The following is a 13,013-nucleotide window of genomic DNA, read 5'->3' as shown; positions in this document are numbered from 1 at the left end:
CGGCGTCCCGGCCGTCATCGGCGCGCGTCCTCGATCGGCGCGGCAGCGGCGGCTTCGAGCGGCAGCCGCGCCGTCACGACGGTGCCGGACCGGCCCGTGTCGATCGCGAGGGCGCCGCCGAGCTCGTGCGCGCGCTCGCGTATGGAGCGCAGTCCGATCCCGCGGGTGGCGCCCGGGTCGATGCCGCGGCCGTCGTCGGCGACGCGCAGCACGACCGCGCCGTCGTCGACGGCGACGTCGAGGTCGACGAGGTGGGCGCCGGCGTGCCTCGCCGCATTGGCCAGCGCCTCGGCCGCGACGAGGTAGACCGCGTCCTCGAGCGCGCGCGGCAGCGGGCGCGACCCCTCGACGTGCACGCGGATGCGTCGGCCCGCTGTCTCGAACCGGCGCGCGAGGTCGGCGAGCGCGTCGGCGAGCAGGGCGCCCTCGAGCGGCGACGGCGAGACGGCGTCGGCGAGCGAGCGGACGTCGCGCACCCGCCGCGTGAGCTCGTCGCCGAGCTCGGCGAGCAGCGCCTCGGCGCGCTGGGCGTCGTCGCGCTGGGCGTCGTCGCGCGCGGCGCCGGGACCGTTCGCGAGCAGGTTCTCGGCGGCGGCGAGGCCGAAGCCGACGCCGGCGAGCGAGGGGCCGATGCCGTCATGCAGTTCGCGTCGGATGGCGCGACGCTCGGCCCCGCGGCGCACGACGAGCTCGCGGCGCGCCTCCTCGAGCACGAGCTGCGACTCGACGAGCTGGAGCGTCGCGGCGACCGGCCCGGTGAGGTCGCCGAGCAGACGCCGCGTGCGCCCGTCGAAGCGCTGGCCGTCGCGCGGCCGCGCGGCGAGCTCGCCGATGCGCCGGCCGCCCGCGACGAGGGTGAGCGCGACGCGTTCGCCCGTCGCCGAGCCGGCCGCCGCGGTGAGCGCGGGCGTCGTCGCCGACGCGATCGCGACCTCGCCGAGCCGCAGCGCGCGGCGGAGCGCCTCGCACACCTGCGCGAGGCCGGCGGCGCCGGGCTCGAGTTCGCCGATCCGGTCGCCGAGGCGGGCGAGCAGCACGGCCGGGTCGGCGCCCTCGCCGTAGACGAGCGCGTCGATGCGGCGCTGCAGCCAGTCGCGCAGCGGCTGGGCGGCGATCGCGATGAGGACCGGTGCGAGCAGCACCAGGCCGCCGTCGAGCCCGCCGGTGAGGACGGCCGGCAGCACTGCGACGAGGCCGAGGTAGAGCAGCACACCGCTCGCGGTGAGCAGCGCCCAGAGCACGAGCCGGCTGACGACGAGCTCGACGCCCCAGAGCCGCTGGCCGAGCACGGTGACGAGGATCGCGGCCGGGTAGAGCACCTGGCCGAGCACGGGCGCGACCATGCCGAAGGCGATGGCCCCCGGCGGCAGCTCGAGTCCGTCGGGCAGCACGAGCACGAGGTAGCTGAGCGTGAGGAACACGTGGCCGAGGGTGAGCCACGCCACGCCCGACCGAGCGCGCGATGAGGCCCGGCCCCAGCGGACCGCGAGCACCCCGCACGAGAGCACCGAGATCGCGACCGCCGCGAACGAGAGGAGCGTGTAGATCTCGGGTGCGACGGCCTGGTAGGCGGCCACATCGATCGCGAACGGGTTGTGCGGCTCGGGCACGCTCTGCTGCGTGAGGCTCAGCACGAACGCCGAGCCCGCGATCACCGCGGTCAGCACGACGACCGCGAGCTGCCAGGCCGGCGCGCGGTCGCGCCGCACGAGCAGCGGGAGCGCGGCGGTCATGAACGTGCCGGGCACGAACCCCCAGCCGGCGGCGAACGCGAAGAGCCCCCACGCCGGCAACCCCGGCACCTCGGCGCCGAGCAGGCCGTACTGCACGCCGAACGCCGCGAGGCCCGAGCCGATCGCGTGCACCGCGAGGATGACCGCCACGGGATGCGGGCGCCGGGCGAGGATGAGGGCGCTGACCGGCCCGTACACGAGCGCGACGGCCACGCCGATGTCGTCGAACCGCGACCGCATGTCGACGGGCGCCGGCGAGAGGAAGACGCCGGGCAGCGGTTCGGCGGGCAGGTCGAAGCGCCACGCGATCGCGAGCGACGCGATCGCGAACGCCCAGGAGACGGCCCAGACGGATGCCGCGGCGACGCGCCGCACGTGCGCACCGCGCGTCATCGCGCCATCACCACCTCGACGCGCGCCCCGGCGCCGTCGCCCGTGCCGGAGTCCGCGGCGTGCACGGTCGCGCCGAGCTCGGTGGCTCGCCGCTCGACGAGCAGGCGCAGGCGCTCAGCGTCGGCGGGGTCGCCGCCGGTGAGACGCACGCCGAGCCGCACCTCGTGCTCGCCGATCCCCACGTCGAGCTCGATGCGGCCGAGCTCGTGCGGCCGGCGGTGAGCCAGCACCGCCTCGGCGGCGAGCAGGTACACGGCGAGCTGGATCCGCGCCTCGAGCACGTCGCCGCCGGTCGAGCGCACGCGCACGCGCTCGTCGCCGCCGGTGCGCTGCGCGAGCTCGCGCAGCGCGCCGTCGAGGTCGCCCTCGTCGAGCGCGGTCGGCAGGAGCGTGCGCGCGAGGCGCCGCACGTCCTCGGCGCGCGCCGCGACGTCGACACGCAGCACGGCGACCGCGTCCGCGGCGGCCGGCGGCGCCGTGCGCACCAGGCGTCGGGCGGCGGCGATGCCGTACCCGAGCCCCGCGATGGCCGGCGCGAGCTCGTCGGCGAGCTCGCGGTGCAGCAGGCGACGCTCCTCCTGTCGCACGCCGAGCACGCGCCGGCGCGTCTCGGCGACCTCGTCGTTGCGGTCGGCGAGCAGCACGGCGACGGCGATGAGGCCCGAGATCTCCTCGAGCGCGGGGGCGACCGAGCGGCGCAGCGCCGCGCCGTCCGGACCGGTCGCCTCCACGTGGCCCACCTCGCGCCCGCCGGCATGCAGCGCGACCGTGACGCCCACTTCGCCCCGGTGGCCCGCGGTGGCCCCCGCGCCACCCGACGTGGGCCTGATCGCGACGGAGTCGAGCGACCAGGTGGCGCGCAGCGCCTCGGCGAGCGTGCCGAGGCCTGCCGCGGGGTCGGGCGCCTCGGTCAGGTGCTCGCCGAGCCGGTTCAGGAGCGATCGGGCGTCGACGTCGGCGGCGCCGACGAGCGCATCGGTGCGTCGCCGCAGCATCCGGTCGACGGGGGCGAAGGCGAGCGCGAGCGTTCCCGCGGCGAACGCGCCCGCCACGGTGCGGTCGGCACCGGCGAGCGCGGCGGTCTCGAACGCGACGAGGAAGAGGGCCACCGCGACGACGACCCCCTGCACGCGCACCACTCCGGCGAACCGGCGGCGGCTCGCGTGGTCGGGGCGGTCGCCGAGCACGATCGCGAGGATCGCGGTGGGCAGGATGCCGCTCGCGAACACGAACGCGGCGTGCCCGAGCGCCGTGACGGCCGCCGGCATCGCGATCGCGATCGGCAGGTACGAGAGGGTCAGCAGGGCGCCGCCCAGCCCGAGCCACGACAGCGCCGCGCGGCGCGGCCCGGTGTCGCGGTGCCATTCCACGGCGAGCGCGACCGCGCCCGCAGCGAAGAGCACGATCGAGGCGACGAGCGTCACGAGCACGAGCGGCCCGAGCGGCCGGCCGGAGACCGCGACGGCGGTCGCGAACCCCGCGTCGAGCAGCACGGTCGCGATGCCCGCGAGCAGGCCCGCGCGACGGCCACGGCTCCTCCGTCGGACGAGCAGCCAGGGCAGCACCGCGAGCGCGGCCACCTCGGGCACGCGCGGCCACACGAGCACCGCGTGCAGCGCGTCGGCGAGCGGCTCGGCATCCACGGCCGCCGTCCCGCGGAGCGCGACGAGCAGGGCGAGCCATCCGCTGTTGACCGCGAGCGCACCGAGGATGACGGCGACGGCGCGCCATCCGCTCGCCCACGCCATGACCGCGACGGGCGCCCAGACGAGGGCGGTCACGATCACGCGCAGCGGACGCGCCCAGTCCGGGTCGCCCGCGCTCAGCACGGCGGCCGCCGCGGTGGCCGGCGCCCATGCGAGCGCGACGACGAGCGCGCCGCCCCAGCGCGTCGCGGGGCGTGCGCGCGTTCCGGCCATCCGGCCGGCCGGCCGCGCCGACGGCGCCTCGCGGGGCTCGTCGTCGACGGCCGGGGTCGGGCTCGTCACGTGTTCAGTATCCCGGGCGGGCCGCTCAATCGGCGTACTGCCCGTCGAGCGACCACGTGATCCGGTAGCGGTCGCGCGTGGCGAGGATCCAGAAGGAGTGGTCGGGCGGGAAGACCCCGGTCGAGATCTCGCCCTCCGCGATCTCGGCGCGCCCGGCGATCCCGCCCGCCTCGAGCATGCCGTGCTCGTACGTCCGGTACACCTCGGCTCGGCTGATGCCCGGGTCCGTCGCGTACCAGGCGACCTGCGTGGTCGCGTTCTCGAATTCCGTCGCGCAGAGGACGGCCCAGCCGGGAACGGCCGGCCAGTCCGGCGGCCTGAGGGCGAGGTCGGTTTCGTCGAGGATCGTCGCGGTGTCGGGGAACTGCGCCGCGCAGCGCGGGTCGAGTTCGCGCGCGGCGTCGCCGCCGGGCGGGTCGGGCAGCGGGGTGTCGGTCGGGGGCGGCGAGGTCGGCGTTGCCGTCGCCGGGAGGACGCCGCCGCCGCTTGGCCCGGCGCTCGCGGTGACCGCGCAGCCGGCGAGCGCGACGGCGAGTCCGCAGAGCGAGGCGATCGCGGCCGGCATCGACTGACGCGGCGCGGAGCGGGGGCGGTCGGTCGTCGGGTGCGGGGGGCGGCTCACGGCATCTCCTCGGGTCGGGTCGTCTCGAGCCTCCACGGCCCAGCGTCCCGTCGCACAGGGGCGAGCGTCCCGAGTTCGTCCGGGGCCGGCGGATCCGCCGCGCTCAGCGCGCCATCATCGTGTCCGCGACCATGCGCTCGAGCCAGGCCGTGTACTCGTCGAGCGTGCGGCCCTCGTACGCGGTGAGGCGATGGTAGGTGTCGACGGAGGAGAGCACCGTCCACCGGTCGACGATCTCGTCGAACGGGAGGTCGTCGCGCAGCCAGCCCCGATCGCGGAAGAGGCCGAGCACGCGTTCGTTCTGCCGACGGATGGCGCGCAGGAACTCGACGTGGGCGGCCCGCAGTTCCGGATCGCTGTGCGCGGCTCCGGCGAGCGCCATCCACGGCCCGGCCGAGCCCGAGTTGACGGCTCGCATGGTAGCCGCCGCGAGGGGCGGGAACTGCTCGGGGTCGGTGAGGGTGAGGAAGGCCTTGCCGGCCTCCAGCTCGCGCACGTCCCGATCGCCTTCGACGCCGAATGACGTGACCTCGACCGCGGCACGGATGAGCGCGGACTTCGGGCCGCTCTTCTGCACGGTCTCGACGGAGACGTGCGCACGCTTCGCGACCTTCGCGAGCGTCGTGCCGGCGTAGCCGAGCTCGCTGAACAGCTCGGCGGCGGCGGCGATGATCCGCAGTCGGGTCTCGGCCGCCTGTCGTTCCCGCAGCTCGGAGCGGTACGAGCGAGTGGCGGTCTCGGTCGAGGACATATTGACTCCGGTCTCATAGTAGTGAATACTGCGTCGTGTAATTCGATTGTACCGCATACCACCGAAAGGCCGACGCCCCATGTCCTCCATCCTCATCGCGACCGTCCCGATCCACGGGCACGTGACGCCGCTGCTCGCCGTGGCGCGCCACTTCGTCGAACGCGGCGACCGCGTGCGGTTCCTCACCGGCTCGCGCTTCGCCGAGGCGGTGCGCGCCACGGGCGCCGAGCACCTCCCGCTCCCCGCCATCGCCGACTACGACGACCGCATCGACCTGAACGTGCGGTTCCCCGAGCGCGCCGAGCTGAGCGGACCGAAGTCGCTCGCCTTCGACATCATCGAGCTCTTCACGCGCCCGTCGAGGGCGCAGCACGACGCCGTGATGGCCGCGCACGCCGCCGAGCCGGCCGACGCGCTGCTCGTCGACCCCGCGTTCACCGGCGCGTCGATGGTTCTCGGGCACGCGCGGGCCGCGCGCCCGGCCGTCGTCATGTGCGGCGTACTGCCGCTCTCGCTCGCGAGCCGCGACACCGCGCCGTTCGGCCTCGGCATCCCACCCCTGGCCGGACCGCTCGGCTGCGCCCGCAACGCCGTGCTCACGGGCCTGGCCGGACGCATCTTCGCCCCGGCGCAGCGCGTGGCCGACGAGATGCACTGGGAGCTCCACGGCACGGCGATCCCCGGCCCGCTCCTGGACTGGGCCGCTCGGGCCGACGCGGTCGTGCAGTTCACCGTGCCCGAGTTCGAGTACCCGCGCTCCGACGCGCCCGGCACGCTTCACTTCGTCGGCCCGATCTCGGCCTCGGGTTCCGTGGCGCCGCTTCCCGACTGGTGGGACGACCTCGACGGCTCGCGGCCGGTGGTGCACGTCACGCAGGGCACCATCGCGAACAAGGACTTCGCGCAGCTCGTCGGCCCGACCCTCGAGGCCCTGGCCGGCGAGGACGTGCTCGTGGTCGTCGCCACCGGCGGGCGCCCGCTCGACACGCTGCCGCCGCTCCCCGCGAACGCGCGGGCCGCCGAGTTCCTGCCCTACGACGAACTGCTGCCCAAGACGGCGGTCTACGTCACCAACGCCGGGTACGGCGGCGTGCAGTACGCCCTGCGCTACGGCGTGCCGATCGTGGCGAGCGGCGGCGTCGAGGACAAGCCCGAGGTCGGCGCGCGGATCGCGTGGTCGGGCGTCGGCCGCCGTTTCACGGCGGTGTCGCCGAAGCCCACGGCACTCCGGACCGCGGTGCGCGCCGTACTGCGCGACGACCGCTACCGCCGCGCGGCGCACGCGATGGCCGAGCGGATGTCGCGCAGCGGCGGCCTGCCGCAGCTCGCCGCGGTCGTCGACGGCGCCGGGGTCCGCCGCACCGCATCGAAGGAACGCCGCTGAACCCCGACGGCGCCGGATGCCGCGGACATGCGCCGCGGCATCCGATCGCCGTCGTCGGAGCGGGCTCAGGGCACGAGGTACCCTGCCGCCCGCACCAGCTCGTACCACTCCGACCGCGTCAGCGGGATGTCGGAGCCCTGCGCCGCACCGGCCACGCGCTCGGGCGTGGTCGTGCCGAGCACGACCTGCATGCCGGCGGGGTGACGCGTGATCCACGCGGTCGCGATCGCGATCGGCGGCACGTCGTACTTCGCCGCGAGCCGGTCGATGGCTGCATTGAGCTCGGGGTACTCGGGCGAGTCGAGGAACACGCCCGTGAAGAACCCGGCCTGGAACGGCGACCACGCCTGGATCGTGATGTCGTGCAGGCGGCAGTAGTCGACGATGCCGAGGTCGAGGCTCGCCGACTGCTCGACGCCCTGCATGTTGGCGGCGAGGCCCTGCGCCACGATCGGCGAGTGCGTGATCGAGAGCTGCACCTGGTTCGCCACGATCGGCTGCGACACGGACTTCTTCAGCAGCTCGATCTGGCCCGGCGTGTGATTCGAGACCCCGAACTTCAGCACCTTGCCGGATGCCGCGAGCTCGTCGAACGCCCGCGCGACCTCGTCGGGCTCGACGAGCGCGTCGGGCCGGTGCAGCAGGAGGACGTCGATGCGGTCGGTGTCGAGCGCGCGGAGCGACCCCTCGACCGACTCGATGATGTGCTCGTACGAGAAGTCGAAGCCCCAGGGCTCCGTCACGATGCCGCACTTGGTCTGGATCGTGATCTCGTCGCGCTCCGAGGGCGTCAGCCGCAGCGCCTCGGCGAAGCGGCGCTCGCAGCCGTGCAGCGGGTCGCCGTAGATGTCGGCGTGGTCGAAGAAGTCGATCCCCGCGTCGCGGGCCGTGCGCACGAGCTCGCGCACCGCGTCATCCGACATCTCCTGGATGCGCATGACCCCGAGCACGACGTTCGGGGCGTCGAGGCCTGACGTACCGAGGGCGACGCGCCTCATGCCGCGAGCTCCTCGGCGCCCGAGAGCTCGTCGAGCTCGGCCGCGGTGAGCTCGAGCTCGGCCGCGCGCACCGAGTCGAGGATGCTCTCGGGCCGCGACGCCCCCGGGATCGGGATCACGACGGGGGCGAGCGCGAGCTCCCACGCGAGGGCGACCTGCTGGGGGCTCACGCCGCGCGCGTCGGCGACGCGCTGGAACGCGCCGTGCCGCTCGCCGACCGCCGCCGCTCGGGCGATGCCGCCGAGGGGCGACCACGGCAGGAACGCGATGCCGAGCTTCGCGCAGTGCTCGAGCTCGTCGAGGCTCGATCGAAACGCCGGCGAGAACTGGTTCTGCACCGACACGAGCCGGCCGCCGAGGATCTCGTTGGCCTCGTCGATCTGCGCGACGTTCGCGTTCGAGATGCCGGCGAGCTCGATGACGCCCTCGTCGAGCAGGTCGCGGATGGCGCCGATCGAGTCGGCGTACGGCACGCGCGGGTCGGGCCGGTGGAACTGGTAGAGGCCGATCGCCTCGACGCCGAGGCGCTTCGCCGAGGCCTTCGCCGCCTCCTTCAGGTACTCGGGGCGGCCGTCCTGCGTCCACGAGCCGTCGCCCGGGCGGAGGTGGCCGCCCTTGGTCGCGACGAGCACGTCCGAGGTGTCGCCGCCGTACGACCGGATGGCGCGGGCGATGAGCTCCTCGTTGTGGCCGACCTCGTCGGCGTGGAGGTGGTAGGCGTCGGCCGTGTCGATGAGGGTGACGCCGGCGTCGAGCGCCGCGTGGATCGTCGCGATCGAGCGCGCCTCGTCGGGGCGGCCCTCGATCGACATGGGCATGCCGCCGAGTCCGATGGCGCCGATGGTGCGGGATCCGATGGTTCGCTGCTGCACGGGATTCCTCTCGTTCGAGGGTGTGCTCGCGTCGGCGGGATGCCGGCGCGGCGTGCGCATTCGACCCTAGGCAGACGAGATTGAGAAGTCCAACGACTTTCAGTCATGCCATTCAGAAGTAGACTGCATGGATGGACCTGCGGCAGATGGAGTACCTCGTCACGCTCGCCGACGAGCAGCAGTTCACGCGCGCGGCCGCGATCTGCGGCGTCTCGCAGTCGGGCCTCTCGGCCGCCATCCGCAGCCTCGAGGACGAGCTCGGCACGACGCTGTTCAACCGCACCACGCGCCGGGTCGAGCCCACCGAGGCCGGCCTCGCCCTCCTCCCCCACGCCCGCACCATGCTCGCGCAGGCCGGCGCCGCGCGCGACGCGGTGCTCCGGGCGACGCACGAGCTCTCGGGCAGCCTGCGCGTCGGGGCCGAGCAGTGCCTCGGCTTCGTCGACGTCTCGGCGCTGCTCGAGCGCATCCACCGCCGGTACCCGCTCGTCGACCTCGACTTCACGCAGGCCGGCTCGCACGACCTCATCACGGGCGTCCGCGACGGCGCCATCGACCTCGCCTTCGTCGCCGGCACCGAGATGCCCGCACGGATGACGCGGACCGAGCTCGGCCGGCGCCCGGTCGTGCTGCTGGCCCCGCCGCAGCATCCGCTCGCCGCCGTCGACACGATCGACTGGGCCGACCTGCGCGAGACCGACTTCGTCGACTTCCAGCCGTCATGGGCCGTGCGCTCGCTGAACGACGAGATGAGCGCCGCGCACGGCCTCATCCGTCGCGTGCGCTGCACGGTCGACGACGTGCACACGCTGCTCGACCTCGTGCAGCGCGGGCTCGGCGTGGCCCTGGTGCCGCAGCACATCGCCGCGAAGCCGCAGGCGGCTGGGCTCGTGGTCCGTCCCCTGCCCGCGACCGCGCCGCAGTGGGTCGTCTCGGTCGTCACGGGCGAGTCGTCGGCCGCCTCGGCGTCGCTGCTCCTCGAGCTGCTCGACGCCGAGCTCGCGCCCAGCGCCTAGCGGTCGAGCACGGATGGCGCGAGCGCGCCCGGCTCCGCTCGACGCCGCCGAGGAGCCCCTTCGCCGGACCTACCGCGCGCGAAGCCCGTCGAGCGCGAGGGCGACCACGCGCTCGCGCTGCTCGGCCGTCGGGAACGCGACCCCTGCGACGCCCGCGACGAGCCGCACGACATCATCGATGCCGACGTCGCCCCGCACCTCGCCGGCCTCCTGCGCACGCCGGAGCAGCGGCTCACCCGCCTGGTACATGACGACGCGGCACGTCTGCAGGAGTTCGGAGTCGCGGTTCAGGCCGTCCAGCAGCACGCGCTTGCGGCTGGCATAGTCGGCGAAACGGCGGAGCCACGCGGCGAGCGCGTCGAACGGCGACTGGTCGCCCAGACCGTCGGCGAACGCCGCGACGCCGGCGACCTCGTCGAGATAGACCGCCTCGACGAGCGCGTCGCGCGTCGGGAAGTTGCGGTAGAGCGTGCCGATGCCGACGCCCGCTCGTCGCGCGATGTCCTCGAGCGACGCGTCGACGCCGTGCTCGGCGAACGCCTCGCGGGCGGCCTCGACGAGCGCGTCGAAGTTGCGGCGCGCGTCGGCGCGCGTCGGGCGCCGGGCGACGAGCAGGGCGCTGAGCGCGGGGTCGGTCATCACACCTCACTTGCGAAGTGGAGGGTGCCTCCGCTATCCTAACCGGAGGCAGCCTCCGATCGGAGACTCCCTCCAGTATACGCCCGGCGGCCTGCCGGGCACCTGAATGGAAGGCGTTCCATTGCCACCCACCCGCCTCACCTTCATCGCGGTCGCCACGAGCTTCACCGCCGTCTCGAGCCTCCAGTCGCTGATCATCCCCGTGCTCTCGGTCATCGGCGCCGACCTCGGCGCCGATGCCATCGGCCAGACCTGGATGCTGACCGCCTGGCTCATCTCGGCCGCCGTGGCCACGCCGCTCCTGGGCCGTGCGGGCGACCTCGTCGGCCGGCGCCGCATGTACCTCCTCGCGCTCGGAGCGGTCGCCGTCGGCTCGGTGCTCGCGGCATTCGCACCGAACCTCACCGTCATGCTCGTCGCCCGCGTGCTGCAGGGCCTCGGCGGCGCGGTCTTCCCGCTCGGCTTCGGGCTCGTGCGGGACGCATTCACTCCGCAGCGCCTCGCCGGCGCCATCGGCGGCCTCTCGGCGATCATGGCCGTCGGCAGCGGTCTCGGCACCGTCATCGCGGGTCCGGTCGCCGCTGCCATCGGATGGCGCGGCCTGTTCGCCCTGCCGCTCGCGCTCGCCATCGCGAGCCTCGCGATCGGCGCGGCCGGCCTCGCCCGTTCGGCCGCGCGTTCGACCGGACGCATCAATGTGCTGGCCGCGGTGCTGCTCTCCGGATGGCTCGTCGCACTCCTCCTCCCGCTCAGCTCGGGCAACCAGTGGGGATGGGGCTCACCGCTCGTGATCGGGCTGTTCGCGACCTCCGCCGCACTCATGGCGGCCTGGCTCTCGGTCGAACTGCGCTCGCGCAGCCCGCTCGTCGACATGCGCGTCATGCGCCGTCCTGCGGTCTGGACCACCAACACGACCGCCCTGCTCACCGGCGCGGCCATGTTCGGCGTGTGGGCCTACCTGCCCCGGCTCGCCGAGACCCCGGCCTCGAGCGGATACGGGCTCGGGATCGACGCGAGTGCCGCCGGACTGATGATGCTGCCCATGCTCGTGACCATGGCCTCGGTCGGCTTCGTCGCCGGCCCGCTCAGCCGGGTCCTGCCGTTCTCGGCCCAGCTGACCATCGGGGCGTTCCTCTCGGCGGCCGCCTCGCTGTCGATCGCGCTGCTGCACGGCGACATCCTGCTGCTCGCGGGGTCGGCCGCCGTGCTCGGCCTCGGGACCGGGCTCGTCACGTCGTCGACCCCGAACCTCATCGTGCGGAGCGTTCCCGCAGACCAGGTGGGCATCGCCACGGGCATGAACGCGAACATCCGCACGATCGGCGGCGCGGTCGGCACCACCGTCTTCGCGGCGGCCATCGGCGGGAGCGTGGGCGCGGCCGGTCTCCCGGCCGAGTCCGGGTACGTCGCGGCGTTCGTCATCGGCGCGGTGCTCGCGGTCGTCGGCGGGCTCGTGCCGTTCCTCGGCCGAAGCCGACCCGACCGGCGCGGCGCGCGTGCCATCCGCGTCGTCGAGTCGCCGCTCGAGGAGTTCGCCGAGGCCGCCTGATCCTGCGGCGCGGCCGGGTCCGCCCGTGCGGGATCGTGGAGACACTCGATGCGGGTGTGCGCGATCGCACACCCGCATCGAGTGTCGTCACCGACCCATCCGGGCGTCGAGCCGGCGCGATTCGACCCGGGCGCCGACATCGTTCATGCTCGATGCATGCGCCCTCCCGCATCGACCCGCGCCATCCGCCTCGCCCGCTCCGCCACCGTCGCCGCCCTGCTGACCGCTGCGCTCGGCGCGTGCGCCGGGCCCGGCACGCCCGCCGCGACGCCCGCCGATCCCGAGACGGCGCTCAAGACCGAACTCGCGGCCCTGCCCGGCGTGGACTCGGTCGAGATCGGCGGCATGGAACCGCGCGACGAGAATCCCCGCTACACGACCGTGACGATCGCGGCCGACGCCGAGGAGGACGACGTGCTCGCGACCGCCGAGCAGGTGCCCGCGATCGCGGCCGACCTCGACTGGGCCGATCCGATCACGCTGACCGCGGTGGCGCCGGAGCCAGAGCCGGGCACGGGCGGCGGGATCGACGGCATCGTCGAGCCGTGGTGGTCGTTCGAGGTCACCCCCGAGACGGATGCCGCGACCGCGCGCGCGACGGTCGCCGGCCTGCTCGACGCGGCCGCCGTGCCCGGCGTGGTGGGGCTCGCCTTCATCGACGGCTGGCCCTACGCGGCGCTGCTCGAGCCCGATCGCGTCGCCGACCGGTTCGACGCGCTCATGGCGACGCCGCTGTTCGCGCAGGGCGGGTCGTTCGCGCTGCGCTCCGAGCAGCCGATGCTCCGGTTCACGCACCTCGAGGGGCTGATCTCGCGGAACCTGATCGAGGCGGTCATCGCGATCGCCGCCGAGCACCCGCACGCCGAGGTGCTGCTCGAGGGGCCCGACTGGCCCAAGCTCTACATCGCGCGCGTCTCGACCGCCGAGGCCGAGGCGATCGCCGCGCGCCTCGCCGACCCCGCGCTGCTCGACGGCGCCGACGAGGCGCCGGCCCCGCTGGGCTGGCAGATCACTTCACTCGACACCGACGGACCGGGGTACTGGGAGGGCGAGGTCGGCCGGCCCTGA

Annotated in this window: 11 protein-coding genes; 4 read left to right on the top strand and 7 right to left on the bottom strand. The window is 74.6% G+C overall.

Annotated features, from left to right (window positions below; translation table 11 throughout):
* Positions 1-14: 14 nt before the first annotated feature.
* The 4 genes from JOD46_RS06325 to JOD46_RS06310 form a co-directional block, all read right to left on the bottom strand.
* Complete coding sequence (locus JOD46_RS06325) at positions 15-2,126, bottom strand: sensor histidine kinase (RefSeq protein ID WP_204392581.1); 2,112 nt, start codon at positions 2,124-2,126, stop codon at positions 15-17.
* Positions 2,123-4,114: a sensor histidine kinase gene (locus JOD46_RS06320; RefSeq protein WP_204392580.1), complete on the bottom strand. Its 1,992-nt coding sequence runs from the start codon at positions 4,112-4,114 to the stop codon at positions 2,123-2,125. Before JOD46_RS06320 ends, JOD46_RS06325 begins: the two co-directional genes overlap by 4 nt.
* A 25-nt stretch (positions 4,115-4,139) precedes the next feature.
* Positions 4,140-4,736 (bottom strand): hypothetical protein, encoded by a 597-nt coding sequence (locus JOD46_RS06315; RefSeq protein ID WP_204392578.1) that lies wholly within the window; start codon positions 4,734-4,736, stop codon positions 4,140-4,142.
* Between the two features lie 103 nt (positions 4,737-4,839).
* A complete protein-coding gene (locus tag JOD46_RS06310) occupies positions 4,840-5,487 on the bottom strand; it encodes a TetR/AcrR family transcriptional regulator (RefSeq protein WP_204392576.1) in 648 nt (215 codons plus the stop codon).
* A 79-nt stretch (positions 5,488-5,566) separates the two neighbouring features.
* On the opposite strand from JOD46_RS06310, the gene JOD46_RS06305 reads away from it, so the two are divergent.
* Positions 5,567-6,871 carry a glycosyltransferase gene (locus tag JOD46_RS06305; protein WP_204392574.1) on the top strand — a complete coding sequence of 435 codons (1,305 nt, stop codon included), beginning with the start codon at positions 5,567-5,569 and terminating at the stop codon, positions 6,869-6,871.
* A 65-nt stretch (positions 6,872-6,936) separates the two neighbouring features.
* Here the strand turns inward: JOD46_RS06305 and JOD46_RS06300 are convergent, their stop codons facing one another.
* Both JOD46_RS06300 and JOD46_RS06295 read right to left on the bottom strand, forming a co-directional pair.
* Complete coding sequence (locus tag JOD46_RS06300; protein WP_204392572.1) at positions 6,937-7,869, bottom strand: aldo/keto reductase; 933 nt, start codon at positions 7,867-7,869, stop codon at positions 6,937-6,939.
* Positions 7,866-8,741, bottom strand: coding sequence for an aldo/keto reductase (locus JOD46_RS06295; RefSeq protein ID WP_204392570.1), 876 nt, complete (start codon positions 8,739-8,741; stop codon positions 7,866-7,868). Before JOD46_RS06295 ends, JOD46_RS06300 begins: the two co-directional genes overlap by 4 nt.
* A 131-nt stretch (positions 8,742-8,872) precedes the next feature.
* On the opposite strand from JOD46_RS06295, the gene JOD46_RS06290 reads away from it, so the two are divergent.
* Positions 8,873-9,757, top strand: a complete 885-nt coding sequence (locus JOD46_RS06290; protein WP_239562614.1) for a LysR family transcriptional regulator — start codon at positions 8,873-8,875, stop codon at positions 9,755-9,757.
* A gap of 69 nt (positions 9,758-9,826) precedes the next feature.
* Here the strand turns inward: JOD46_RS06290 and JOD46_RS06285 are convergent, their stop codons facing one another.
* Positions 9,827-10,396 (bottom strand): TetR/AcrR family transcriptional regulator, encoded by a 570-nt coding sequence (locus JOD46_RS06285; protein ID WP_204392568.1) that lies wholly within the window; start codon positions 10,394-10,396, stop codon positions 9,827-9,829.
* Between the two features lie 121 nt (positions 10,397-10,517).
* Between JOD46_RS06285 and JOD46_RS06280 the strand changes: the two genes are divergently transcribed.
* Together JOD46_RS06280 and JOD46_RS06275 are read left to right on the top strand one after the other, a co-directional pair.
* Positions 10,518-11,945: an MFS transporter gene (locus JOD46_RS06280; RefSeq protein WP_204392566.1), complete on the top strand. Its 1,428-nt coding sequence runs from the start codon at positions 10,518-10,520 to the stop codon at positions 11,943-11,945.
* A gap of 156 nt (positions 11,946-12,101) precedes the next feature.
* Entirely contained in the window at positions 12,102-13,013 is a 912-nt protein-coding gene (locus JOD46_RS06275) for a hypothetical protein (RefSeq protein ID WP_204392564.1), read from the top strand.

This window comes from Agromyces aurantiacus, from assembly GCF_016907355.1.
Classification (GTDB): domain Bacteria; phylum Actinomycetota; class Actinomycetes; order Actinomycetales; family Microbacteriaceae; genus Agromyces; species Agromyces aurantiacus.
This window is presented reverse-complemented; position numbering and strand designations above follow the sequence as displayed.